General features: G+C 48.8%; 26 protein-coding genes. 6 read left to right on the top strand and 20 right to left on the bottom strand.

The window, feature by feature from the left end:
• Positions 1 to 277: 277 nt before the first annotated feature.
• The 5 genes from AC1MEO_RS03860 to AC1MEO_RS03880 all read right to left on the bottom strand — a co-directional run bounded on the left by AC1MEO_RS03860 (position 278) and on the right by AC1MEO_RS03880 (position 5437).
• Positions 278 to 1495, bottom strand: a complete 1218-nt coding sequence (locus tag AC1MEO_RS03860; RefSeq protein WP_480334454.1) for a Bcr/CflA family efflux MFS transporter — start codon at positions 1493 to 1495, stop codon at positions 278 to 280.
• Positions 1496 to 1618: 123 nt separating this feature from the next.
• Positions 1619 to 3394: an SMP-30/gluconolactonase/LRE family protein gene (locus AC1MEO_RS03865; protein WP_480334456.1), complete on the bottom strand. Its 1776-nt coding sequence runs from the start codon at positions 3392 to 3394 to the stop codon at positions 1619 to 1621.
• A gap of 59 nt (positions 3395 to 3453) precedes the next feature.
• Entirely contained in the window at positions 3454 to 3990 is a 537-nt protein-coding gene (locus AC1MEO_RS03870; protein ID WP_480334457.1) for a dihydrofolate reductase family protein, read from the bottom strand.
• Positions 3966 to 4514: a hypothetical protein gene (locus AC1MEO_RS03875; protein WP_480334459.1), complete on the bottom strand. Its 549-nt coding sequence runs from the start codon at positions 4512 to 4514 to the stop codon at positions 3966 to 3968. Before AC1MEO_RS03875 ends, AC1MEO_RS03870 begins: the two co-directional genes overlap by 25 nt.
• A 482-nt stretch (positions 4515 to 4996) precedes the next feature.
• Positions 4997 to 5437: an ASCH domain-containing protein gene (locus tag AC1MEO_RS03880; protein WP_480334460.1), complete on the bottom strand. Its 441-nt coding sequence runs from the start codon at positions 5435 to 5437 to the stop codon at positions 4997 to 4999.
• Between the two features lie 209 nt (positions 5438 to 5646).
• On the opposite strand from AC1MEO_RS03880, the gene AC1MEO_RS03885 reads away from it, so the two are divergent.
• Entirely contained in the window at positions 5647 to 6462 is an 816-nt protein-coding gene (locus AC1MEO_RS03885; RefSeq protein ID WP_480334462.1) for a DUF1835 domain-containing protein, read from the top strand.
• A 16-nt stretch (positions 6463 to 6478) separates the two neighbouring features.
• Here AC1MEO_RS03885 and AC1MEO_RS03890 read toward each other — a convergent pair whose 3' ends face one another.
• Entirely contained in the window at positions 6479 to 6679 is a 201-nt protein-coding gene (locus tag AC1MEO_RS03890; protein ID WP_480334463.1) for a hypothetical protein, read from the bottom strand.
• A gap of 263 nt (positions 6680 to 6942) precedes the next feature.
• On the opposite strand from AC1MEO_RS03890, the gene AC1MEO_RS03895 reads away from it, so the two are divergent.
• Positions 6943 to 8148 (top strand): MFS transporter, encoded by a 1206-nt coding sequence (locus AC1MEO_RS03895; protein WP_480334465.1) that lies wholly within the window; start codon positions 6943 to 6945, stop codon positions 8146 to 8148.
• A gap of 95 nt (positions 8149 to 8243) precedes the next feature.
• Positions 8244 to 8759 carry a DinB family protein gene (locus AC1MEO_RS03900; protein WP_480334467.1) on the top strand — a complete coding sequence of 172 codons (516 nt, stop codon included), beginning with the start codon at positions 8244 to 8246 and terminating at the stop codon, positions 8757 to 8759.
• Positions 8760 to 8838: 79 nt separating this feature from the next.
• Here AC1MEO_RS03900 and AC1MEO_RS03905 read toward each other — a convergent pair whose 3' ends face one another.
• Positions 8839 to 9195, bottom strand: a complete 357-nt coding sequence (locus AC1MEO_RS03905) for a hypothetical protein (RefSeq protein ID WP_480334468.1) — start codon at positions 9193 to 9195, stop codon at positions 8839 to 8841.
• A gap of 75 nt (positions 9196 to 9270) precedes the next feature.
• On the opposite strand from AC1MEO_RS03905, the gene AC1MEO_RS03910 reads away from it, so the two are divergent.
• Positions 9271 to 9435 carry a hypothetical protein gene (locus AC1MEO_RS03910; protein ID WP_480334469.1) on the top strand — a complete coding sequence of 55 codons (165 nt, stop codon included), beginning with the start codon at positions 9271 to 9273 and terminating at the stop codon, positions 9433 to 9435.
• A 158-nt stretch (positions 9436 to 9593) separates the two neighbouring features.
• Here AC1MEO_RS03910 and AC1MEO_RS03915 read toward each other — a convergent pair whose 3' ends face one another.
• The 7 genes from AC1MEO_RS03915 to AC1MEO_RS03945 form a co-directional block, all read right to left on the bottom strand.
• Entirely contained in the window at positions 9594 to 11186 is a 1593-nt protein-coding gene (locus AC1MEO_RS03915; protein WP_480334470.1) for a long-chain-fatty-acid--CoA ligase, read from the bottom strand.
• A gap of 152 nt (positions 11187 to 11338) precedes the next feature.
• Entirely contained in the window at positions 11339 to 12934 is a 1596-nt protein-coding gene (locus tag AC1MEO_RS03920; RefSeq protein ID WP_480334471.1) for a long-chain-fatty-acid--CoA ligase, read from the bottom strand.
• A 238-nt stretch (positions 12935 to 13172) separates the two neighbouring features.
• Positions 13173 to 13445 (bottom strand): adhesin, encoded by a 273-nt coding sequence (locus AC1MEO_RS03925; protein ID WP_480334473.1) that lies wholly within the window; start codon positions 13443 to 13445, stop codon positions 13173 to 13175.
• 14 nt (positions 13446 to 13459) lie between these two features.
• A complete protein-coding gene (arsA, locus tag AC1MEO_RS03930) occupies positions 13460 to 15232 on the bottom strand; it encodes an arsenical pump-driving ATPase (RefSeq protein WP_480334475.1) in 1773 nt (590 codons plus the stop codon).
• Positions 15229 to 15606: an arsenite efflux transporter metallochaperone ArsD gene (gene arsD, locus AC1MEO_RS03935; RefSeq protein WP_480334476.1), complete on the bottom strand. Its 378-nt coding sequence runs from the start codon at positions 15604 to 15606 to the stop codon at positions 15229 to 15231. The genes arsA and arsD overlap by 4 nt, the downstream gene beginning before the upstream one ends.
• A 20-nt stretch (positions 15607 to 15626) precedes the next feature.
• Complete coding sequence (gene arsC, locus AC1MEO_RS03940) at positions 15627 to 16046, bottom strand: arsenate reductase (thioredoxin) (RefSeq protein ID WP_480334477.1); 420 nt, start codon at positions 16044 to 16046, stop codon at positions 15627 to 15629.
• Positions 16047 to 16110: 64 nt separating this feature from the next.
• Positions 16111 to 16458, bottom strand: a complete 348-nt coding sequence (locus tag AC1MEO_RS03945; RefSeq protein WP_480334479.1) for an ArsR/SmtB family transcription factor — start codon at positions 16456 to 16458, stop codon at positions 16111 to 16113.
• A gap of 172 nt (positions 16459 to 16630) precedes the next feature.
• Here AC1MEO_RS03945 and AC1MEO_RS03950 point away from each other — a divergent pair, with 172 nt between their 5' ends.
• Positions 16631 to 16951, top strand: coding sequence for an ArsR/SmtB family transcription factor (locus tag AC1MEO_RS03950; protein WP_480334480.1), 321 nt, complete (start codon positions 16631 to 16633; stop codon positions 16949 to 16951).
• A gap of 74 nt (positions 16952 to 17025) precedes the next feature.
• Positions 17026 to 18318, top strand: coding sequence for an NAD(P)-binding domain-containing protein (locus AC1MEO_RS03955; RefSeq protein ID WP_480334482.1), 1293 nt, complete (start codon positions 17026 to 17028; stop codon positions 18316 to 18318).
• A 242-nt stretch (positions 18319 to 18560) separates the two neighbouring features.
• Here AC1MEO_RS03955 and AC1MEO_RS03960 read toward each other — a convergent pair whose 3' ends face one another.
• From AC1MEO_RS03960 to AC1MEO_RS03985, 6 genes are read right to left on the bottom strand one after another with little or no spacing between them, the layout of a single operon-like run.
• Positions 18561 to 19634, bottom strand: a complete 1074-nt coding sequence (locus tag AC1MEO_RS03960; protein WP_480334483.1) for an ABC transporter ATP-binding protein — start codon at positions 19632 to 19634, stop codon at positions 18561 to 18563.
• Between the two features lie 12 nt (positions 19635 to 19646).
• On the bottom strand, positions 19647 to 20462 hold the full coding sequence (locus AC1MEO_RS03965; RefSeq protein ID WP_480334484.1) for an ABC transporter permease: 816 nt from the start codon (positions 20460 to 20462) through the stop codon (positions 19647 to 19649).
• Complete coding sequence (locus AC1MEO_RS03970; RefSeq protein ID WP_480334486.1) at positions 20462 to 21346, bottom strand: ABC transporter permease; 885 nt, start codon at positions 21344 to 21346, stop codon at positions 20462 to 20464. Before AC1MEO_RS03970 ends, AC1MEO_RS03965 begins: the two co-directional genes overlap by 1 nt.
• Positions 21330 to 22577: an ABC transporter substrate-binding protein gene (locus AC1MEO_RS03975; protein ID WP_480334487.1), complete on the bottom strand. Its 1248-nt coding sequence runs from the start codon at positions 22575 to 22577 to the stop codon at positions 21330 to 21332. The genes AC1MEO_RS03970 and AC1MEO_RS03975 overlap by 17 nt, the downstream gene beginning before the upstream one ends.
• A 36-nt stretch (positions 22578 to 22613) precedes the next feature.
• Entirely contained in the window at positions 22614 to 23273 is a 660-nt protein-coding gene (locus AC1MEO_RS03980; RefSeq protein WP_480334489.1) for a TVP38/TMEM64 family protein, read from the bottom strand.
• A complete protein-coding gene (locus AC1MEO_RS03985; protein WP_480334490.1) occupies positions 23270 to 25153 on the bottom strand; it encodes an FAD-dependent oxidoreductase in 1884 nt (627 codons plus the stop codon). Before AC1MEO_RS03985 ends, AC1MEO_RS03980 begins: the two co-directional genes overlap by 4 nt.
• Positions 25154 to 25220: the final 67 nt, after the last annotated feature.

Below are 25220 nucleotides of genomic sequence, written 5' to 3' on the forward strand. Positions count from 1 at the left end.
AAGGACCAAAAACAGCGTTCGTAAACATATCAAAACACTTTACGAACGTTCGCGAATTTGCATGTACTATTACGAACACTTTACAGATGAATTTAGGAAATTAATCGTTTTCTGAGTTTGATTCTGTAGATTCTTCTCATCTCTGATTCATTATTTGAGCCTGTAAAAGCAAGTAAGGAGACACCGATTAAAATAGCAAAAAACAGGAGTGGAAGAAATCTCTCCCGCTCCTGTTTCCATTCAGCAAACCGCATACGTGCGTTTGCCTGACTAATCCTTATTTTTTATTCACAGCAACTTTTCCCTTGTGTCCGGTCAGTCCGAAAAAGGCAAGCATACCAAGGACCGACGTGCCGAACAGGATGGCGCCCATTGGAACAGCCGAGGTTTCGTTGATGCCGACAAGCGGCGATACGAGAGCCCCGATGACCAGCGGCAGCATGCCGACAACCGCGCTGGCACTTCCCGCGCGGTGTTTCTGGCCTCTCATCGCCAAGGTGAACGAACTGGTGAAGATCATCCCGATTGCGATCATGTAGATGAAAATCGACGTTACGAGTGAAGCGAGCGGCCCTTCGATGATTGTCATGACCAACAAGACGAACGTCGCGCTGGCTGCAACTATAACCGCTCCCTGAAGCAGACGGTGCTCAGAAACGATGCCGCCGAATTTGCCGATGATAAAGCTTCCGATGATCATCGCGATGCCGTTGATGCCAAACAGCACACTGAAGGTTTGAGGCGACACGCCGTAAATCTCCTGGTAGACAAAAGGCGTCCCGGCAACATAGGCGAAACTGCCGCCGTGGACCAAGCCGACCACCAGAGCGTAGCCGATAAAAGGGCGCGCTTTGAACAAACTGCCCATCGTTTTAACAGAATGGCCAAGCGAGCTCGGAACACGATTTTCCGGCGGCAAGGTCTCCGGCAGGCGGAAGATGACGACGATCACCATGATGACACCCAGCAAGCCAAGAAAATAAAAGATGGTTTGCCAGCCTGCAAACGGCAATGCCAAGATGCCGCCGCCTGCAATTGGTGCGGCCATCGGAGCCACGGCATTGATGACCATGAGCAATGCGAAGAACTTCGTCATTTCACGGCCGGTGAAGATGTCACTGACCACGGCTCTGGAAAGGACCACACCGCCCGAAGCAGTGAATCCTTGCAAAAAGCGAGCGGCAATCAGCATTTCGATGTTCGGCGCTACTGCGCAAAGCACGGACGACAGCGCAAACAGGATGACCGAGATGATCAACGGTTTGCGCCTGCCGACTGCATCACTGAATGGTCCGACGACGATTTGCCCTGCCGCAAGTCCAATCAAGCAAGCCGTCAAACTGAGCTGGACGAGCGAGACGTGTGCATCCAATTCGTCTGCGATCGCCGGAAAAGCCGGCAGGTACATATCGATATTCAGCGGAGCCAGTATGCCGAGCATGCTGAGGATCAAGGCCAGACCGAGCCGTTTTCTTCCTGTGGGGTTCTGCAACATATCAAGATAACACCTTTCATTTCTATAATAAATCCTTATTAACTATACAATATTCCAGAGAAAGGTGTAATGCTCTATGGAAAACAATCCGTTTCAAAGCAGATTTTATTCAGCTGTTTCTGTTTACAGCAGCTGAGCGGCTGGTTGATTTCTATTTTTCTCAGGCATTAATTCCACAGCGAGCAGCGCCTGTTCTTCAATACTGGCGAAATACAGCATGCCGCCCGATTCCACAACTCCGGTCACGGCGTGATAATCAAGAGATGAACTCTGCAGATCGAACAGGCGGTTTCCCTGTTCATCAAAAAGCATGGCCCAAGCGGTTTTCGCGCCTTTTGGCTGCAGGCGTTCCGGCACGCGCCACAAAAGCTTTCGCAAAAACGCAGGCGCCGTGCCCAGCCGGTCAAGTAACGGATTGCGGTTCGTCATCATAGCCACCCAGAACGTGCCTTCGCTTAGGCGAGAGATATTGTCCGGGAACCCCGGCAGGTTGGCAGCCAGAATTTCCCTCTTTCCGGCAAGAGCTCCCCGTATCCATAGCCGGTTGAGGCGGTAGCCATCCGTTTCTGCAAAGATCACGGCCTGTTCGTTACTCGACAGTGTGATGCCGTTGGCAAAATGCAGGCCTTCCAGAACCACTTCGACGCGCCCACTTGGATCCCGCCGGAACAACCGACCAGATGCCCGGTGTTCCATCAAGGCGCCTGTATACTGTCCAAAGTCATAGCGGCTGCTGGATTCCGTGAACCAAATCGTGCCATCCCTTGCGGCTGCGGCATTGGAACAAAAACGGAGCGGGACCCCGTCGACATACTGGACCAGTGTTTCGATCACACCAGCCTCTGGATCCAGCCGAAGCAGACCTTTCTGGGCGTCGCATATCAACAGCTGCCCATCCCACAGAACTTCAAGGCCTAAGGGGCGGCCACCGGTATCAGCGATGGTTTCTTCTAGAGGCCGCTCCGGATCGATGCGCAAAATGCGCCCATCTTCCACGCCGCAGATCAATCGCCCCTGTCCATCAACGACGACATCTTCCGGCCCGTAGCCGCTGAGCGGAATGCGCCAGGCGCGTGGGAAAGCAGTTCGGCTGGATTTGCGGGCGGCACGCGGTGGCGCAGGCGGCAGTTTCCTTCGTACCGGCTCCAAGGGTGGTTTGGGTTCAGGATTGGTTTGCGGAAGCGTCGGCCGGCCAGCTTTGGTGAATACATAGGATGCCGCAACAGAATAGGCATGAATCGCTGCACAGTATTTTTTCTGTTCCTCCTGAGTTGCCAGCAAAGCGGATGATTCGAGCGCCTTCAGGAATGCAGGAGCGTCCGCGGCACCAAGAACCAGCATTGCTTCATAATCCCGAATGGATGTATTCCGTTTCTTTTCGGATGCCTCGAACAATTGGTAACGGACTTCCGAAAAACCGGGAATTGCGGCAATGGCAGGGGCCAGACTGTGTTGGATGAATGACTGGAAATCACGCAGCCGGAAGGATGGTTTCTTGCGGATCAGCACGATTTCCCGGTAAGTTGCTTGTGAATGGCGAGTGGGATGACGCAGCATTCGGCTGTGTTTCAGGCGAGCCTTATAGAACACCTTATCGGTGAATACAGGTTTCCCATAGATGCCGGTAAGTTGCCGGTGCCGTTTGGCTGCGGTTGTTTTTAATACATACTCTTCCATTCCGTCGATTCGGTGTAACCGTTGGACCATGGTGTCTACTCCAGAGAGACTCGGCCAATGTCCAGGTTGATTCGTGCTGAAATGATGCTGCCGGTATTCGAGCACGCCGTTGATCCGCGCTGCTTTTTGTGCATAAGAATCACGCCAGGCGTCCATTCCTTGTTCATGCGGAAAATCTCCGCGCAAACGAATCAATGCTGTTACCGCTTCAATTTTTCGCATGCCAATCACTTCCGTTCTATTTGTATGCGGCTGGCCGCATGAATGAATAAAAACTGATATTAGTTGGACTGCTGAATGATTTTATACCAACTTTCAACTTGCTGGTTGTCCACGTATGTCCGGATCTTTTCCAATTGAATCTCGAGATCTTCCAAATGCTCGAAAAAGCGCGTCCCTTTTCCCAAGAGCACCGGCGCAAAACAGATCTGCAGCTCATCAGCCAGTTTGGCCCGAAGCAGCTGCTGGCTGACATTCGCTCCCAACACCAGCACATCTTTATCATTTGCCGCGGTCTTCGCCTGGCTGATGGCCGATTCTATGCCATCGGTCACAAAAGTGATGGACAGTTTGTCGTTTTCTTTTGGGTGTTTTTCCGGTGGATGATGGGTCAGTACAAACAATGGCACTTGAAACTCGTAATGGTCGGCGTAGCCATCCGGATCGCTGGCCATGTCGAAGCTATTGCGCCCCATCACGACAGCTCCTGGAGACTCATAATGCGGCTGGTAACTTTCATAGAGCTTGTCTATTTTGCCGTGGCGGTCATTGACGAATCCATCAAGTGAAACAATCATGCCAAAATACACTTTTGCCATCTTGATTCCTCTCCATTCATTTCTCGGATAAAGTTCCGTACATCATTCAAGTCTTCTGGATCTTTGGAAATCACTACAAATTCATCAGTATCCACTGTCAGCAAGTAGCGATTATTGTAAAAGCCGATATAAGAAGGTTTTTTCCCTCGCATGATGGATCGAATATAGGCAAGAACATCGCGCGGTGCAATGTCTTGTACCGTTACGTAACTCAAGCGGAAATCAACATGATCCTGTTTAAGAACAAGGTCTTCACGCCAATTCCGGATGCGAATCGCCTGATGCAGAGCTTTCTTTTCAAAACATATGAAGCGCTTGCTTTTGCCAAATGAGTACCTCTTTAAAAAAGTAACATCGATCCGAGACTCTTCATCAAATAAGAGTCGAAGGAACGCCTGCTGAAATGAAGCGTTTCCTTTTACTTGGTTAAAAGAAATGGCTAATCGTCGTTCTTCTTCTACTTGGAAATAAGGACTTTGTTCAGCAGAAAATTCAACAGAAAACTCTTTTGTGATTCTTTCCATCCCTTAGCCTCCTGAACTCTTTAATTTAGTTGCTGAAATCTGTTTACTAGGCTATACCTGTTTTGCCATTTTTATATGCCGAAATGGTATAGGGATAATTTTTCATTCTCCGGTCAGTGGTTCTGGGTGTCCTATTCTCTTTTTGATGTTGTTTTTTTGTAGTTATCATCAGTTTTTTCACTTTTGCTCATTTTCTTGTTTGCGGTTTTTGAATTTTTCAATAATTCCTTAAGTAGTTTATTACATTTATATATTAAAACACCTGATTATTAGAAACTCAAAACAATAGAACGCCTCACCTCTTCAAGTGCATCCTATTTTCGATAATAGCTGTTTATTCAATTGATGCATGGCGATCAAGTTCTACATGTTCATGATTTTTTCCAATATATTCACGGAGATGAAACAACTCTCCGACTTCCACCTGTTGACCGATCTCTTCCAGCTTGATTCCCCCTTTTTAAATATGAATACTTGAATGTTTATTTGTAGATAAGCTTGAATCGCTCACAAACAAGCAAAAGATCATCTGAGTAGCTTAAACCATGTGCTTTTAGTTCTTGGCTAAAAAACTGTTGATGAACCGTCCACCAATAGTCGAAGTCTCCTTCACCTTCTGCTAATGCAAATTCTTCCGATACTTCATTCATCGGAATCAGTGATACGCTTGTTAGGCGGATGATGGCTACAGGCATTTCTTTTGAATTGAGCACGATGCTGTATTGACCGGCTTGAGGCAATTCCTCCCTTTCCAATTCATACAGTATATGAGCTGAACAGGTAGCTGTTTTCTTACCCTTTACAACGAGCTCAGCCAACTGATCCGCATCTGCTCCAAACTGAAAAGCATCAGCCTCTGCTGGTAATTCCTGATTATGACTTGCGCAATATTCATTCCAATAGCTAATGATTTGTTGATTCATTTCAAAAATCCTCTTTTCCATTAAATTTCATCTATTCATTTATTCGTTTATTCGTTTATTCGTTTATTCTCACAGATTTTATGCAATGAATAGAAAGCAGATTCGTTTCCATTAGTTCAATGCATGTCTGTTTGTTTCATGTTGAAGAACTATGCTACGATTAATGCATGTAATGAATAGACCATTTACTTAACTGAAGGAGTGCTACTATGATTCATATTGTCAATGGCGAATCGGCTGCGGCCGCGCTAAAAAACACATTTCCGGAAACCACCGATCAAATCATCTCATTGCCAGTTGATTTTTCCATTGGTCCAATCACAGCAATCCACTTGGAAAGCGGTGTCTCAATCCGCGCTGATTGGGAAGCTTCTTCATTTCACCCAATGAATAACCGCTCTGATGAAGCATTATCGATACACCAACGCTCCTTGAAAGAATTGCAGGATGTAAAGAATGGTGAACAGCTAACCATCTGGACATGCGAAAACACCTCAGAACAAATCGGGCTGCGCATTGCCTGCTTCTTACTGACAGGCAAACAAGTCGGGCTCTCCCTAGTAAATACACAGCAAGCCTTGAATGAATACTTGAAGGATCAGGAAATGCAGCAAACCGTCCGGCATTCAGGTGAATGCAATTCCAAGCAACTGGCACATTTTTATAACTACTCTTCCCTCCCCCTAACAAAAGACATGCGAACCACATTTGAACAGGATGGAAAGAACTTGCTTCACAGTACCAGCCAGGTCCGTACCTGGAAAAATGGAGAAATTATAGAAGAAGTCGAAACCCGTGACGACGCTTTTATCATCGATTGTATAAAAGGACAGGTTGCAGAAGCTGCCGGCAATGATTACATAGACGCCATCCGGGTAATTGGTGAAGCATATGGCCTGTCTGGGCAGCCAATCTCTGACTCATGGATCGATTACCGAATCCGCTCATTGATTCAGAACGGACAAGTAAGCTTTAAAGGAGATTTTCAATCGATGAGGTCTTACAAAATTAAGCACATCCATTAATCCGGCCTGATCAGGCTCACTTTAATTGATCTAGCCGCTCGGTGATGCGGACCAATTGGTTGAGTACCAAGATTAGGAACGTGATAATAACAATCGCGAATGCATAGAGAAGAACTTCATCGCTGTCACTGACCGTAAAAATCAATAACGTCAATATCAGATAAAATCCAATGATGGCCAGTAAGATCATGCTCGATAAGCGGATAACCGTTTTCATATACCCAGCCCCCTTCTTGTAAATCCCTTCACTACCCTTAAATTTTACAATAAGGTGAATTTCAACTATATCCATTTTTTTCTTAACAAGCCATTTATTTTCCAAATAATTCACGTATAATGGGAATAATCAAACATTTTGGTGTACTTCAATCCCCCGAAGATCATCATTCCCGGAAAGGAACATCTTTCATGAACACTCGTCCAATTTAACTCCTCCCTTCTAGAAGTCATTTACCAATTGAACTCTTGGGGGATTTTATGATGAAACTTAATAGGAATTTCAAGTTGTTGCTGACTGGGCAGTCTCTTGCCAATATCGGCGATGTGCTTTACATCGTCAGTGTTATCTACCTGATTTTTGAACTGACCGGATCCGCCGCTGCTGCCGCTTTCGTACCTTTCACCATCACAAGCACGATGTTCTTTTCGAACACATTGACGCCTTTATTGATGGAGCGGTTCAACTTGAAATGGCTGCTTACGGGTTCGCAAATCGGAAAAACGGCCCTGTTGGTGGGGTTTGCTTTCTTCATGCCACAGCTTTCACTGGCTAACTATCTGTGGCTGTTTTTGCTCATCAGCTTGGTGGCATTGCTTGACGGCTGTGCGAATCCCGTCACCCGCTCGCTTATCCCGGTTTATGTAAAAAATGAACTTCTCTTGAAAGCAAATGGAATAACCGAGACAGTGACACAATTGATCCAGACCGCCATGTGGTTTGTCGGCAGTTCGCTGTTGGTCTGGCTGACAGCTAATGAATTGATCTGGATAACCGCCGGTTTGTTTTTCCTGTCCAGTCTCCTGTTAAGCAGGCTGGAGAGAGCCGATTTCACACCATCCAGCAAGCAGGGCAAATGGCAGCAAATCAGCAGCGGCTGGAAAACCGTTTCCGCCTCTCCTGTGCTGAAACGGATTGCTTTGATGGATGTACTCGAAACAATCGCCGATACGGTATGGATCGCCGCAATCCTTTATGTATTCGTCAGCGAAGCGCTGATACTCGAAGAAATGTGGTGGGGCTTTATCAATGGCTCCTTCTTCCTGGGATTGATTGCCGGTAGCCTTTTGTGCCTATGGTTTTCGGATTGGATTAGACAGAATCTAAGCCTTTTCATCGTCGGAGGAGCAGTTTTCAGCAGCTTGGCCACCTCCCTTTTCGGATTGAACGCTGTTCCGGTACTAGCGCTGTTGCTTTCTGTTCTGGTCGGCATTTTCAGCCAAATCAAGAACATTCCGCAGCAGACCATCGTCCAAATGAGCGTTCCGAAAGACCGGCTGCCGACAGTATTTACGACATTGGGTGCGATCGGAACTGGGACATTCGGCGTTTCTTCCCTATTGATGGGGATACTGGCTGATGCAATCGGCATCCGTTCTGTCTTTATCTTATCGGGTATATTGCTCGCACTAGTCAGCTTAATCGCCTATCACAGCAGATGCCATTTTCGGAAAACGATAGAGCAATAATCAAACGTTAAAAGAGGAGGCCAGCGGATGTCTCCGCTGGCCTCCTCTTCTTTATGCTCGCAACGCAATACAATCCATGAATGGGAAGTGAATAGATGATTGACTACCGAATTTTTTCAGCAGAACCTTACACGGAAAAAGTAGGTGCGCTTGTCTTCATGTTGGAACATACAAGAAATGTCACTTTGAATGAAATTTCCGGCCTGACCCAAAACGAATTGGATTATTTGCCGGATGATTGTTCAAACTCCATTGCGGCTTTGCTGCTGCATGTGGCGTCTATCGAATTTGTGCATCAAGTCATTTCCAATGAAAGGAGAGATTTGACCACTACTGAATATACAAAATGGAAAATCCCTTTAGAATTGGGCGATGAGGCGAGAGCAACTATAAAAAATCGGCCACTCGAATATTATTTAACCCAATTGCAGCAAACCAGAAACAGCACCTTAGCCTTGCTGCAATCCAAAGAAGACCCCTGGTTGCTGGAAGAAAGCCGGTGGGAAAACGGCGTCCCTTATAATAATCACTATCTTTGGTTCCATGTCATGGAAGATGAAATCAGCCATAGAGGACAAATCAGAACGCTGTTGCGAAATTTGAGGCGATAGGATTATTTATGAATAATCCCCCCTCGCCAGAAACACTCTTTATTCGCCGTATTCGAATAAAAAATAATGAATATACTATTCATTCAAAATGAACCGATTCTGGATCTAACGCGATAAAATGCGACATCCAGCAATCCGATTTTTCTGTGCCTATTTCATGTTTTTTCAAACAAAGACGGTTCTTTCCATCCAGCCCATCCATGCCACAGCAGCCATTCAGCCGGCTGCGGTTTGAATGGCGCGTTGAATTGACTAGATCCTTAAGGTTGATGATGATGGCATCTCTTAAGTCGAGGTGCATTTTATTGTCGTCAATAATGTAAAATCCTTCAGGAATATAATCTTGGCCATCGTCATGGCTCAGCAGGCTGGTGTCTTGCAATTCCCTTACTTCTTTTGAAATTTTCAGTCGGCACGTACGGCAAATCAGCTTCATATGGATTCACTCCTCGTTTTATTGGCTCATTTTAAAGCTGGGCAAATTCGCTTTATGGAAGGATGAAAATAATTCGTGCTCTATTTTCTGTTAACCGCCCTCATTGTTTTTACAGCCATTTTACTGATCCATGTTGCCGTCAGTATGCTTCTTGGAATCAATCGTAAATTCCGTTGGGTAAAGTCTTCTGTCATCAGCTTAGTATTCACGCTGATTTTCGTAGCAATCCTGGGCTTTTGACTTTTGCAAAAGACCTTGTGATGCTATTCACCATGATGCATTTCACTGATACTAAGTTCTTTTATTCGACTATATCATTTTTTGAATCAGTTATAAAAAAACGTCCGTAAAATGCTTACCAGCATTTTACGGACGTTTCGTTTTTTCATCTATTCAGATCAATTCACTTTCTTCGGCCCGCTCCAGTACATTTCGCGCAAACGGAATTTCTGCAGTTTGCCGGTTGCGGTTTTTGGCAGCGCCTCGACGAATTCGATGGATTTCGGTGCCTTGAAATGCGCCATATTGTCGCGTGTGTAAGCGATGATTTCCTGTTCGGTGACAGTCGCTCCATTCTGCAGGACGATGATCGCTTTCGGCACTTCTCCCCATTTCTCGTCAGGCACCGCGATGACCGCCACTTCTAAGACATCCGGATGCTTGTACAGCACGCCTTCGATTTCGGTGGAAGAGATGTTTTCGCCGCCGGAAATGATCATGTCCTTGATGCGGTCCTGGATCTCGATATAACCGTCCGGGTAAGTTACAGCCAAATCGCCTGTATAGAACCAGCCGTCACGGATCGCTTCGGCTGTTTTTTCCGGATCTTTGTAATAGCCGCTCATGACGACATTGCCCCGGGTGATGATTTCGCCCAGTTCCTTGCCGTTCCATTCGACTTCTTTGCCGTCTTCCTGGTTGACGACTTTAGTTTCGCCGTTGAATGCCAGTTCGATTCCCTGGCGCGCTTTGATGGTTGCCTGTTCATCCGGCGTTTTCTCATCAAATTCCTTTTTCCATTCGTTATACAGAATGAATGGCGAAGTTTCTGTCAAACCATAGACATGCATCATATTCAAGCCGAGCAATTCCTGCGCTTTGCCAATCAGGGCAGCAGCAGGCGGAGCGCCGGCAGTCCCCATCCGCGGATGGGTGGTGATGTTGATGGTTTTCGCTTTCGGTTCATTGACCAGCATATTGACGACGGTCGGTGCGCCGCATAACACCGAGATCTTATGTGTTTCAAACAGTTCCAAGATCAGCGGCGGATCGACTTTCCGCAGGCAGACATGCGTTCCTCCTGCAGCGGTGATGGCCCAGACGCCGCCCCAGCCATTGGCGTGGAACATCGGCAAGGTATGCAGGTAGACGTCGTCATGCACCACTTTCAGATGGTACAGGAAGTTGGCGGCATTCAGGTAATTGCTGCGATGCGTCAGCATGACGCCTTTCGGATTGGAGGTTGTGCCGCTCGTGTAGTTCAGTGTCAGCATCTGATTTTCATCGATTCTCACTTCAGGAAGCATAAAATCACTGCCTACTAAAATGAAATCCTCATAGGAAATCCCTTTGATCTTCGATTCATGGCCTTCCACTGCCACCACGATGTATTTCTCAATCGGCAGGTTGTCCTGGATCTCTTCAATCAGCTTGCCAAATTCGGCATCGACGATCAATGTTTTGGCATCGCTGTGGTTGATGATGTATTCCAGGTCTTTGGCGGTCAGGCGGTAATTGAGCGGAACCATGACCGCGCCGATTTGGCAGATGCCGTAAAAGCATTCCAGCATATAATGCGTATTCGGCAGCATGACCGCTACATGGTCGCCTTGCTGGATGCCCGCATTGTGCAAAGCGTAGGCCAATTGGTCGGTACGCTTTCCAAATTCTTTGTATGTAAAGGTTTTCTCTTCATCGATGACAGCAACTTTCTCCGGGTAATACTTGATGGCTCTGCGTTTCCAATCGAGTGGTGTCAATGGTGCAATCATAATCTCCCATACCCCTTTCAATCTCTTTCTCGTAAACATATCTACTTTAGTATAAGAATGCATTTATTTACTGTCAAATGAACTTTCGGAATTATTAGTATAGTCAACCCAAAAATAGAGGCGAAGATCGCTCTTCGCCTCTATGCCTATCATCAATTTACTTTTTTGCCGCCGCCCCAATACATTTCCCGCAACTGGAACTTCTGAAGTTTGCCGGTGGCCGTTTTTGGCAAGGCTTCTACAAAATCCACTGATTTTGGTACTTTGAAACGGGACATGTTGTCGCGAGTATAATCCAGGATTTCCTGTTCGGTCACTTCTGCCCCTTCGTACAGGACAATGATGGCTTTTGGCACTTCTCCCCATTTTTCATCAGGGACCGCAATGACCGCCACTTCGGCAATAGCCGGGTGCTTGTAAAGGACCCCTTCAATTTCGGTGGAAGAAATATTTTCGCCGCCAGAGATGATCATGTCCTTGATGCGATCCTGGATCTCAATATAGCCGTCCGGATGGGTCACCGCCAAATCGCCTGTATGGAACCAGCCGTCACGAATCGCTTCCGCTGTTTTTTCCGGGTCCTTGTAATAGCCTGCCATCACGACATTGCCGCGCGTCACGATTTCCCCGATCTCTTTGCCGTTCCAGGCGACTTCTTCCCCGTCTTCCTGGTTGACGACTTTGGTTTCGCCGTTGAACGCGAGCTCGATTCCCTGGCGCGCTTTAATGGACGCCTGCTGATCCGGATCCAATTCATTGAATTCATTTTTCCATTCACAGTACAAGATGAATGGCGAAGTTTCTGTCAGGCCATAAACATGCATCATATTCAGTCCGAGAATGCTTTGCGCTTTGGCGATCAACGCCGCGGCAGGTGGCGCTCCCGCTGTCCCCATCCGAATTTTCTGCGTCAATTCGATTTCTTTGGCTTTCGGGTCATTGACCAGCATATTGACCACGGTCGGTGCGCCGCAAAGGGAGGTGATGCCGTGATTCTCGAAAAGATCCAGAATCACCGGCGGATCGACTTTGCGCAGGCAGACATGCGTTCCGCCCGCTGCCGTGATCGCCCAGACGCCGCCCCAGCCGTTTGTATGGAACATCGGCAAGGTGTGCAGGTACACATCATCGTATTTGATTTCCAAGTGATGCAGGAAATTCGCTGCATTCATATAATTCGTCCGATGGGTCTGCATCACCCCTTTTGGATTGGACGTGGTGCCGCTCGTATAATTGAGGGACAGCATCTGGTTTTCATCCAGTTCTGCGGCCGGCACTTTGGCGTCATCCGGCACTTCGCCGATAAAGTCTTCATAATCAATGCCTTTAATAGCCGACTCGCAGCCATCTACAGGTACGATGATGTATTTTTCAATCGGCAGTTCGTCCTGGATTTCTTCGATCAATTTGCCGAATTCCGCATCGACGATCAGCATCTTGGCATCGCTGTGCTTGAGAATATACGCCAGGTCTTTTGTCGACAGGCGATAATTGAGCGGAACGATGACTGCTCCGAGCGGCGGAATGCCATAAAAGCATTCCAGCATCGCATGATTGTTCGGCAGCATGACCGCTACATGATCTTTTTCTGTGATGCCGGCGTTATGTAAAGCGATGGAGAGCCGGTCGGCCCGGTTTCCAAATTCTTTGTATGTAAATTTCTTGTCTCCGTCAATGACCGCAATTTTCTCCGGGTAGTATTTGACTGCGCGGCGTTTCCAATCGAGTGGTGTTAATGTTGCCAGCATGAGTAGGGCCCCTTTCGTCTGTGAGTAGCTAAACTGTTATATATCAAGTATAGGTAGCACGCCCATCTGTGTCAATACAGTTTTCGGAATCGATTGACAATTCAGGCAGGCATAAAAAAACCGGCAGCCCGTTTAAAGGAGCTGCCGGTTTTAAAATTGGAGTTATTGAGATCAGCAATTGCTTTCGGGAAGGCCTTCCAGTACCAGGCCGCCGGTTTTAAAATTGGAGTTATTGAGATCAGCAATTGCTTTCGGGAAGGCCTTCCAGTACCAGGCCGCCGTTTTTAAAATCGAGCGATACGTCATCCACCATTGTGCTGACGCGTTCATCAAGCGCCACGCGGATGCCGTTGACTTCCTTGATGATGTCGCCTTGTTCCGGCGCGTCCATCGACAAGCCGAACTGTGGTCCGCAGCAGCCTTGCCCCGCGAAATAAAAGCGGATGCCTTGTGCTGTATTTTCTTTCATGGATTCCAACAGCATGTCTTTTGCCGGTTGTGTGATATTCATTGAAAATCCCCCTTTTAGTTGGTTACGAGTTGCTTCATTTTTTCATAGCCGATGCTGTCCTGCGCCTGCCACGGAATCAACGCCGTCCGTTCAGACAGCTCGCGGCTGACTTTGCGGATCCATGGCCATTCGCTTTGGGCCTTTGCCTGCAGGAGTGCTTCGGTTGTTCCGGTGCCTGCCAGGCTTTGGTTGATAACCCAGTTTTTTGCCTGGATCCCCGCACGCTTCAAGTCTTGCTGCAGGCGCGCCGCTTCAAAAACTGGCGTCGCTTCCGGCAAGGTGACGAGCAGGACATCCGTTTCTTTTGGATTGCGCAGACGCGGCAACAGGTTTTGGACGCTTTCTGGGATTTCTCCTGTTGAACGTTCCAATTCCTTGTGATAGGTTTGCGTGGCATCCAGCAGCAATAAGGTGTGTCCGGTTGGTGCCGTATCAATGATGACAATTTCCTTGTCCGCTTTGGCGACCACTTCCGCAAATGCGCGGAATACTGCGATTTCTTCGGTGCACGGGGAACGCAGATCTTCTTCCAAGTAAGCGCGGGCTTCGTCGTCCATTGGCCCTGCCGCTTCCATGACTTGTGCTTTATACGCTTCGACCTGCAGCTGCGGATCGATCCGTGAAACGGTTAACCGGTCACCGCCGGTCCCTTCAAAACGGTCAGCCAGATGGGCCGCCGGATCTGTCGTCGTCAAATGGACCGAATGCCCTTTTTCAGCCAGGCCGACTGCGAGCAGCGACGCAACCGTCGTTTTGCCGACGCCGCCTTTGCCCATTGTCAGAATGACGCGGGTATTGTGCGTTGAATAATGGTCGACCAGATCTTTTAAGCCAGCCAATTCAGCAAGCGGCTGATCGGTGTTTTCTGCCGGAGCCGGACGCCAGTCGGGTTCATTGAAGAGGCGACGCAAATTAGCGATGCCGGTCAATGAAAACGCGACGAACGGCAGGCTGTATGCCGGCAATGTCTTCAAGTGGGCTGGCATCCCGTTTAAAGCCTGCTGGTGCTGAAGGGCAAATGCCTGGGAGACAGAGTCTTCGTTTTGAACGGGTGAATAAACACCATTCAAGATCAGCACCTGATTGACGATGCCGATGCTTTGGAGTTCATGGGACGCACGGGCTGCTTCTTTGAAAGAAGCGGTATCCGGACGCGCCACCAAGACCAGCGTTGTCTGTTCGGAATCGGACAACGCTTGTACCGTTTTGGCGTAAAGGTCCTTTTTGGCATCCAGCCCTGCAAGCGGTCCGAGGCACGACGCCCCATGTGTTGAATCGTCCAAAAATCCGCTCCAGGCCGTTGGCAGCTTCAACAGCCGCAGCGTATGGCCGGTCGGTGCCGTATCAAAGAGGATATGGTCGTAATCATCCATAACCCGTTCGTCGGCCAATAGCTTAGTGAATTCATCAAACGCGGCAATCTCCACTGTACAGGCGCCAGACAGCTGTTCTTCCATCCCTTTGATGACCGCATCCGGCAATTTGCCGCGGTAGGGCCCGACCACTGAATCGCGGTACGTGCGTGCCGCTTCCTCCGGATCGAGGTTGCAGGCAAATAAGTTTTGGATCCCATCAACGGCTTGCGGTTCGTTGGTCAGTTCCGTGCTGAAAACGTCCTGCAGGTTCGAAGCCGGATCCGTGCTGACTAAAAGCACCCGTTTGCCGGAGTCCGCTAAAGCCACAGCCGTGGCAGATGCGGTCGAAGTCTTGCCGACGCCGCCTTTGCCGGTGAAGAACAGGAAAGGTGTCCCGCTGACATCAGACGGTTTAAACAGACGGCCGGTCATTTTGCACCGGGTGAGGCGATTTTGACGTTCAGTGGATTGACCGGCTGTTTTGCGGGCTGCAATTCAGCGGCTTCTACCTTGAACCATTGAGCGAATTCCTGGACAGTCGGGTAATCGCCGGTTTTGACGACTTCGCCGTCGACCAGGATCACTGGCAACGCGTCAACGCCTTTATCGAACAACAAGGCATTGACTGTTTTGTTTTCGACAAAGGCTGCAGGGTCATTCCCCAAATTGAAGCGTTTGATATCCAAGCCTTTTTTCTCCAATGAATAAACAGCAGCTGCGACCGCGGTCAGCTTCGGATCCACTACAGGTCCGCACACACCGGTTTCACAGCACATAGCGGGGTCATATATCATCACTTTTGTCATGATCGATTCTCCTTTATGATTTAGTTTCCAGTTTTCGCAAAGGTTTCGATGCGCGTACCGATTGCATCACGGACCGTTTGGAACACGGACCATTTTTCTTCATCTGTCCCTTGCGCTTTCGCAGGGTCTTCAAAGCCCCAATGTTCGCGTCTGACGTGAGGCGGGGTCATGGGGCATTTATCAGCCGCATCGCCGCAAAGAGTGACGACGAAATCTGCATTATTCAGCAGATCCATATCGATGATGTCCGAGCTTTGGTTCGAGATATCAATGCCCACTTCATTCATGGCTTTTACCGCATTCGGATTTAATCCATGTGCTTCGATGCCGGCACTGTAGACGTCCCATTCCCCTGCTAGATGCTGTTTTGCCCAGCCTTCAGCCATTTGGCTGCGGCAGGAATTTCCGGTACATAAAAAATAGATGGTTTTTTTCGACATGGTGAGTTCTCCTTTTTGAGCAGCTGATCAATAGCTTGTCTCATTTTATTCTTGGGTCGGTTTCTTAACAGCAGTCCACAGGTGCTTCTTTGGCGCGTAAAGCCTGAAGCAGTGGATCGGTGTCTTCAATATGGTTTAAGATGTTCTGCAGCAATGGCGCGTGCAGCGATTCATGGTTCATGGAATAAAATCGCCATTGCCCTCTTCTGTTTTCTTTTACGAGTCCCGCTTGCTTGAGCTTGCGCAGATGCTGGCTGATGGCCGGCTGGCTCATGCCGAACATCTCAACGAATTGGCAGACGCATAATTCGTGGGCCTCCACCAGCTTCATCATCAACAGGCGGGTTGGATCGCTGACTGCCTTCAGGCAAGCCGTGACGTCCGCAGCAGATTGTTTTGCCAAAGTCTCCATTGGGATCCACTCCTTTGCGTTCAGTATATAACCTTTTCGTTATATAAGTCAATTGCCATAAAAGAATTCTGGAATAAATCAATTTTTCTTGATTTATCCCTTGCACTCCAGTACGAAAGGGATTACAATTTATTCATCAAAAAAAATTGATTTAACGAAAGCAGGGGTTGGAATGGCGCAACAGCTGGAAAAAGACATCGCAGTCCAGACGACTTTCGAAACCTACGCCCAAAAATTCAAAGCCTTGTCCGATCCAAAACGGTTGGAGCTGCTGAATTTGATTGGACTGAAAAAGTCAGTCTGTGTCTGCGACCTGGCCGAAGAAATGGCGATGCCCCAATCGAAACTGTCTTATCACTTGAAGATCCTGTTGAATGCCGGCTTCCTGACAAAAGAAACCAAAGGCACCTGGAGCTACTATGCCTTGGCAGACAAGGAACTGGCACAATTAATGCCTGAAGGGCTATACAAATCCCTCAGCTCCCGAAACTGAATTGCCAAGCGGTCAAATGAGATTTCGGCCGCGAGCACAAAATAATTGATCTTCTATAGAAGGAGTGCATCAAAATGACAACCACTTTACCGGTAGCCATCATCGGCGGCGGACCAGCAGGACTGGCAGCTGCCGCCCATCTGGTCCAGTACAATCAGCCATTCGTTCTATTCGAATCAGGCGCTGCGCTTGGCACCCATTTTCTTGAATATGGCCATGTGCGTTTGTTTTCGACTTGGCGCTACAATATGGATGCTGCATCCCAAAAATTATTCGAGCAGCACGGAATCCCGATTCCGGACCCGAATCAGCTGCCTGATGGCAAGGAAATTGCCGAGCAATACCTTCAGCCGCTTGGCAGACTTCCCGAGTTGGAGCCGTTCATCCGCTTAAACAGCCGGGTCGTTCACCTGCAGCGCCAGGGACTGGACAAAATGACCACTGCGAACCGGGAGTTAACACCGTTCGAACTCATTGTTGAGAACGGAACAGGCACACAGGAAACGATAGTCGCGCGAGCCGTCATCGATGCAACCGGCACCTGGCAAAACCCCAACTCCGTTGTATCCGGTGGTGCGCCTGATGCAGCAGTTGAATTTATCGATTACGGCATTCCGGCGATTCTCGGCTCTGACCATAAACGTTTTGAAGACAAGCAGGTGGCAGTGGTCGGGAGCGGCCATTCAGCTATGAATTCCCTGCTCGATCTTGTCCAGCTGAAAAGAGATTATCCGGCGACACAAATTACGTGGATTGTCCGAAAAACCTCTCCTGAACAGGCTTTGGGCGGCGGCGATGCGGACCAATTGCCGGAACGTGGAGCGCTTGGCACACAGGTTAAATCCTTGCTGGAACAAGGAACAATCGATCTTCAAACTTCAACTTTCATCCAGTCACTGAGCAAGACGAATGAAAAACAAATCATGCTTGTTGCTGAACAGCGGGGCAGCCAAATTGAGCTTGGTCCATTTGACCGGGTAATCGCCAATACCGGTTCCCGGCCTGATTTTGAACTCCTGCGCGAGGTCCGCTACAGCTTTGATCCGGCGCTTGAAAGTGTTCCGGCACTTGCCCCGCTCATCGATCCGAACGTCCATAGCTGCGGAACTGTGCGGCCACACGGTGAGCGGGAGCTGCGCCAGCCGGAAAAAGACTTCTATATTATCGGCGCTAAAAGCTACGGACGCGCGCCTACGTATCTGATGGCGACTGGGTTTGAACAAGCCCGCTCTGTTGTTGCCCATCTTTCGGGCGATCAAGAAGCCGCTGCACGGGTAGAGCTGGATTTGCCGGAAACCGGCGTCTGCAGCAGCCGGCCGCTGAGCTTTACAATCAGCGGTTCGTCAAGTGCCGGGGGATGCTGCTGAGCTGGGATATAAATCAGCAAAGCTTGCCGATTCAACAATTCATCTTCATTCACCAGTCTAACTAATTTCTAAATGAATAAAAATATTCATAAATCGAGTCTCCATCCTTTTGGGTATATGATTAAGAATACTGAGATTGATCGCAACCCATTCATATTCACTCGAAATATTCGAATAGAAAATGAATAATTATTTCCGACAAAAAAGACTTGCACCCGATAAGGTTGCAAGTCTTTTTTTATTCATTCGATAAACCACAAGTCTTTTTTATTCACGAATAGGTCAACCCCTTGTCCAATCACCATGGCTTCAGCCTGTTGGCCGGTAAAAGAACATTCCAATACATGGCTTCCGATTTGGATTGTTCCGGTATAGAACCCATGATTGAATCTCAGTTGCTGAATGATTCCGCTAAGCTGAATAGAGTCTTGAAGCGGATCATTATTCAAGATTTGGAGCTGCACCACTTCTGGCCGAAGGATCAAATGGCACGGACCCGGCTCGACGGTTTCTTCCACCGGAAAATCAAAACTTCGATCAGCAGATGAAAACCGGCCATCTGCCACTAGCCCTTCGATGCTGTTTTTTAAGCCTAAAAAGGAAGCAACTTTCCTGCTTTCAGGGCGTTCATATAAATCCCTGGCTTTGCCGACCTGCAGCAGTGAGCCTTCACTCATCACACCGATCCGGTCGGACAACTGAAAAGCCTCTTCCCGGTCATGGGTGACAAACAGCACGGTGACACGGAATTCCTTTTGAATGCGGCTGAGGAGCTCCCTCATTTCTTCCCGGAGACCCGGATCCAAGGCACTGAATGGTTCATCCATCAGCAGCACTTGTGGATTGGCGACCAACGCACGCGCCAATGCGACGCGTTGCTGCTGCCCTCCGCTCAATTCATTCGGGAAACGGCTGCCGAATCCATCGAGTCCTACGTGTTCCAGCATCCCGCGTGCATCAGCCAGCCGCTGCTTTTTCCCGATTTTCTGCATCTTCAAACCAAAGGCCACATTGTCCTCCACTGTCATATGCGGAAACAGCAGGGATTGCTGAAACACCATGGCAAACTTTCTGGCTTCTGGCGGGACTTCCGTTAAGTTAACATCCCCCACCCAGATTTCACCTTTATCCGCCGGTAACAATCCCGCAACCAATTTCAGCAACGTCGTCTTGCCGCATCCAGAAGGGCCAAGCAATGTGAAAAACTCGCCTTCGTTGATGGTCAGCCCAATCGGCAGCAAAGAAAACACCAAACCGTTTTTTTGCTGCGTCTGCTGGTATTGCTTTTCGATGTTGATGATGCGCAAACTTCTCATATTCCCACTCCTTTAGCCCTTCTCTGCGGCGGCTTTCTTATTTTGGTAATATCTTTTCAACGCGGCATCCATGCCAATCAAGGTCAGGATGGCAATTCCGGCAAACAACAAAGAATAGGCCGACGCAATCGCCGGATCTCCGCCGCTGATGAATGGAAACAGCAGAATCGGCAAAGTCACGACCTGGCCCGAGCCAATGATGAACGTGATCAAGTATTGGCTCAAGGAAATTAGGACGCTCAAGCTGGCCCCCGCTGCGATGCCGGGCAACAAATGCGGCAGCACCACATGCGTAAACCGGGAAATCGGCCCCGCTCCGAGCATCCGTGCCTGGTCTTCCCAATCGACCGATAAAGTATTATAGCTGATCACGACAGCGCGGACCATATAGGGCAGGGTCGGTGAAATATGCGCCAGGACCACACCGAAAATAGTCTCCGTCAAGCCCAGGCGCAAAAAGGTCAAATGGATTCCCATCACCGCGACAAATGGCGGAATGACGATAGGCGCAAAAATGATCGCTTCCAGCAGCCACTTGCCGCGCAGTGAATGGCGCACCAATGCATAGGCGGCAGGCACAGCCAGGAAGATATTCACCCCTGTGACGATAGCAGCAATCAACAGGCTCACTGACACTGCCTGCCAAGTACCGGAGTTTCCAGCCAGCACATATTCCCAGGCGCGGAAACTGAATGACTCAGGAAAAAGATTGGGCCATCGCCAACCAAAGGAAACGCTCGATAACACTAAAGGAATAAACGGAAAGATGATGACGATGAATAACAGGGTGAATAAAATGATTTTCACTAATGGCCGGGATGTATTCATCAATCCCACCCCTTCAAGACGTTCCAGCGTTTGCTGAAGTAATAGACGACCAGCCCAAGCAAAATGGTGAGGACGGCAAGAATGATGTTGACCGCCAATGCTTCCGGCCGGTCTGCCAATGTACCGCTGGTGTACAGCTGATAAGAGTAGACCGGCAGCATGCTCGGATAAGTCACGCCGAGTAAAAATGGCACTTCAAAAGCTGAAAAAGTAAAGACAAAAACGATAAATGCCGCAATGGTCCAAGCGGGCAGCATCACCGGCAGGACGATTTCGCGGATATAATCCCAGGTGCCGGCACCAAAGACACGCGATACATCGCGCCACGACCGGTGAATCCGTGACAGCACCGGGTAGATCATCAAAGACACAAAAGGTGCCTCTTTCCAGGCATAAGTCAAAATGATGCCCCATCCGAACGGGTCATTGACCAACACGGGAAAATCCGGGATTTCATCAATAAAACCCGCTGAAGCCCAAATCTTCGATAAAAATCCACTTTGCATAAACAGCAGGACGATGATATAGCCGCCGACCAGATGCGGAATCGTCAATGGAAGCTGAAACAAGCGGTGCCAAATTTGAGTGGTTCCTGATTTTGCCGATTCATTCAACAGAAACAATGAAAAGGCAACGGCTGCCCCCAATATTGCCGCTATCAATGAAGACAGCGCAGCGACTCTCAGCGTCAGGAAGAGCGATTCCCAAAACTCGGAAGAACGGAATAAATCCGTGTACGCGGTAAACTCAAAACGGGTTTCCCCAATTGCCGGAAAATAGCCCAGGCTTTTCAGGAGCCCATCAAAAAGTCCCCCAAAGAATAGGAGGACGATGGTGCCGATGGCTGGCAGCAGCAAAAGATAGGGTTTAGTCTTTTGCCACATGTTCCATCCATCCTTTTTCGATGATTTCAATGTAATCGGCTGACAGCTCCGGAAGACGGTGTTGCTCCAACTCTTCCAACGGCAATGTGGCTGCGCCTAGGTCCACATCGTTCATGGCCTGTTGCTGCTCAGGCGATAATTTCTCCAAATCCAATGCCGACAAATCGCCCCAGTTTTCAGGAGACAATTTAGCGGTTTGGGCTTCCGGTGACATCATCTCGTTGATGGCCACCATCGCTCCGGCTTTTGCCGAAGAGTTGAATGGAATCGACAGGAAATGCGTATTGGCCAGTGTCCCGCCTTCCAGCAGGAAAGTACGGGTGGAGTCAGGAAAACGCCCTTTCAGCACTTCGCTGGCGGCAAGCGCCGGATCGTAGCTCATGGTCATGCCGATTTCGCCGCTCGCAAACAATTGGTCCTGTTTGGCCAGGCTTTCCGGATAGGTTTCGCCTTCACGCCATAAATACGGTTCGATTCTATTCAAGTATTGCCACATCGGTTCAAGACGTTCTTCGAGGTCTTCGATGTCAGCGGCCGGCTGCTGGTACTGTTCGTAGCCGCCGGTTGTTTCGTAGAGCACGTGGCGGATAAAGGCACTGCCGGTAAAGTCAGGCAAGGCCGGATAAGTAAATTGGCCAGGGTTGTCCTGCACCCATTCGGCCAGCTCATCCATCGATTTCGGCGGATCCTCCGACTTGTTTTCATCGTGGACAAAAACAAATTGGGCTTTGCCCCACGGCGCTTCCAATCCATCCACAGTTTCGCCAAAATCGGTTGCAATTTCCGGTGCTTCCGCATCGACATAGTCATTGAAATTCGGCAATTGCCCTGTGAAATCCCCCCACAGCAGCTCATTGTCTTTAGCCGCTTTGAAATTCTCGCCGTTGATCCAAATGATGTCCATGCTGCCTTCGGTCTTGCCGGCTGATTTTTCATCGACCAATTGGTTGATAATGTCCTGCGCATCGTTCATCGGCACGCGGTTCAAGTCGACGTCATGCTGTTCTTTCAAGCGGGGAGCCACCCATTCGTCGAGGTAGCGGTTGATGTTGTCGTTGCCGCCCCACATGTACATATTGACCCTCTGCCCTGCCGCCGCTTCTGAAACGTCTTCCCAGCCACTTGCCAGCAGGCTATCCCCTTCTGCCGCAGCACCGTTTCCGGTTTCTTCGGAACACGCTGCCAATGCGAGCACCAGCAGCCCTGGCACTATTAATGAAAACTTCTTCATTTTTCCACTTCCTATATCCTTTGATAAATTCCTTAATTACTTGTCGGTGGCCTGTCTTTTATTCCAGCGATTTCGGATAACAATCGGAACCACCGTCAAAATGACGAATACCGTTACCGCCAGAACGATGATTTTGGGATTGCCACTGACAAAGCTGCTGCCTAGAAAATTATAGGCAAAGGTCCCTGGTATGATCCCGACCAATGTGGCCAGCGCAAAAGAAGTGAAACGGACCTTCGCAAAAGCTGCTGCATAGCTGATCAAATCAAAATTGATGACCGGTATGAACCGGAACAGCAAGACGTAGAAAAAACCGTTCTGCTCCATTTGGGATTGGATCTTGCCGGCATTGCCGGTCCATTCCTTGCGGACCAATCTTTTGCCGAACGTTTTCGCCACATAAAAGGACAGCATCGCGCCCAATGTGGCACCGATGATGGTGTAGAGCGTCCCGAGCCAGGCGCCGAAAGCCAAGCCTCCGGCAATCGAAAGGACCGATGCCGGAAAAAAGATCAGCGGCCTGATGGTATAGATGACGATGTACATGACCGGCGCCCATAGGCCGAAGGATAAAATCCAGCTGCGGAGATCAGTAGCATCGACTTCAAAAACCGAGCGGCTGAGCCAAATGACCAACCCCACTGCGAATGCGGCCAAAAGCCATTTCCCTATTTGGAGAGCCGAACTCTTGCTCATGAGTTGCGGGTATGTGCCGAGATGCTGAAGTACCGGTTTCTCATTTCATCATAACGTTTGCGGTTGACGCCTGCATCTGAATAGCCTATACGCGATGCTGAACGGAACTCGATCCGCTGTGCGGCATCATTGAAATAGAATTCGATGTCATCTTTGAATCGCATGGTTTTGGACTTGGCGACTGCATAGACATAATTTTCGTCGTTTTGCATGATCGTCACGCCTTCATAACCTTTCAGCATGCCGATCACGTTCTTTTTCGCTTCGCTTTTGCTGCCGTTATACGGCCATGCCGGAACGTGCTTGTCTTTTGATTCGGCTTGTGACGAAACGGCATTCGGCGTTGACGGCATTTTCTTCAGACGGCCGTTTTCCACACCGAGTTTCGGCTTGACGTTGTTTTTAATGGCCATGTTGGCGATGCCGATTCCAGCTGCGGTAGCGGCTCCATAAATGGCGACTTTGTCCGCCGGCAGTTCTCCTGCTCTTGCTTTATTGAAGGTTTTGACGACCGGCTGGTTCAATAGGTTGTCGACATAGACTTTCTTGCCGATTTTCACCAGCACTTCACTGTAGGTCGGGTATGGATGGATGACACCCGATAGTTTGCCCATATTGATATGCAAAGATTTGATGGTCTGGATCTGGCTGATGATTTCACCGGCGCGGTCACCGAGAATGCTGGCGCCTAAAATATACCCTTTTTTATCCAGAATGATTTTCACTTTGCCGATGCTGTCTTTTTTCGTATTGGCGCGGTCAATATCGGCGTAATCGTGTTCATAGACCCGAATGGAATCGCCGTATTTTTCGCGCGCTTCTTCTTCGGACAACCCGGATCGGCCGAGTTCGGGATCCGTGTATGTACACCACGTGACATGCTCGTAATCCATTTTTTTGTTGATCGGCAAAATGGCGTTTTGCGTAGCCGTAATGCCTTGTGCGTTGGCCATATGCGACAATTGGTAAGGGCCGACAACATCGCCGATTGCGTAGATGCCTTTAGCGGTAGTCTCCATATGGTCATCCACTTGGATGCTTTTCGAATCAAATTCTACGCCTGCTCGTTCCAAATTATAGCCTTTGACGTTCGCCTGCCGTCCCAGTGCGACCAAGAGCCCTTCAGCGGAAACGGTCATATCTTTTCCGTCTTTTTCAATTTTCAAGTCGATTTGGCCGCCTTTTTGCTCGGCTTTAACGGCAGTGGCGCCGGTGTGGATGGTTACGCCTTCGTCGATCAGCCGCTGCTGGATCATCAGGACCAGATCTTCTTCATCCTTCGGCAAGATCCGTTCGAATTTCTCGACCAATGTCACTTTCACACCAACTCGGTTCAAAGCCTGGCTCATTTCGACGCCTATAGCTCCTCCCCCAAGAATGGTCATGGATTTCGGAAAAGTTTTCTGGGTGAAGATGGTTTCATTGGTCAAATACGCTACCTTATCCAAACCATCGATTGGTGGAACCATTGGGGATGATCCAGTGGAAAGGATGATTTTCTTCGCTTCAATGCGTTCCCCGTCGACTTCCACTGCATGCGGCCCTACAAATTTTGCGTAGCCATTGATAAAGTCGATGCCGGACTGTTTCAGCACTTCCGGCGATTCACCCGCATAGACTTTTTGGATGACTTCCTGGATGTCTTTCAATATGACAGCTGTGTCGACTTGCAGATTCGGGGTGTATTTTTTGGCATGATGGACTTCTTTGGCGATATTGATCAGTGATTTGCTTGGAATACAGCCTGACCATGTACATTCTCCGCCCGGCAGGTTCTTGTCGATCAACACGACTTTTTTTGAGAATCCGGCTCCTGTAAATGCGGCTGTCAATCCGGCAGCGCCGGCTCCAATTATTGCGATATCATACTTTTTTACCATCTTTACCATTTCCTTTCTTTTCCTGAATTACAACCATCTTATCAAAAATCCTAAAAAACTTACTCCT

The organism is Planococcus sp. BI3, assembly GCF_056680115.1.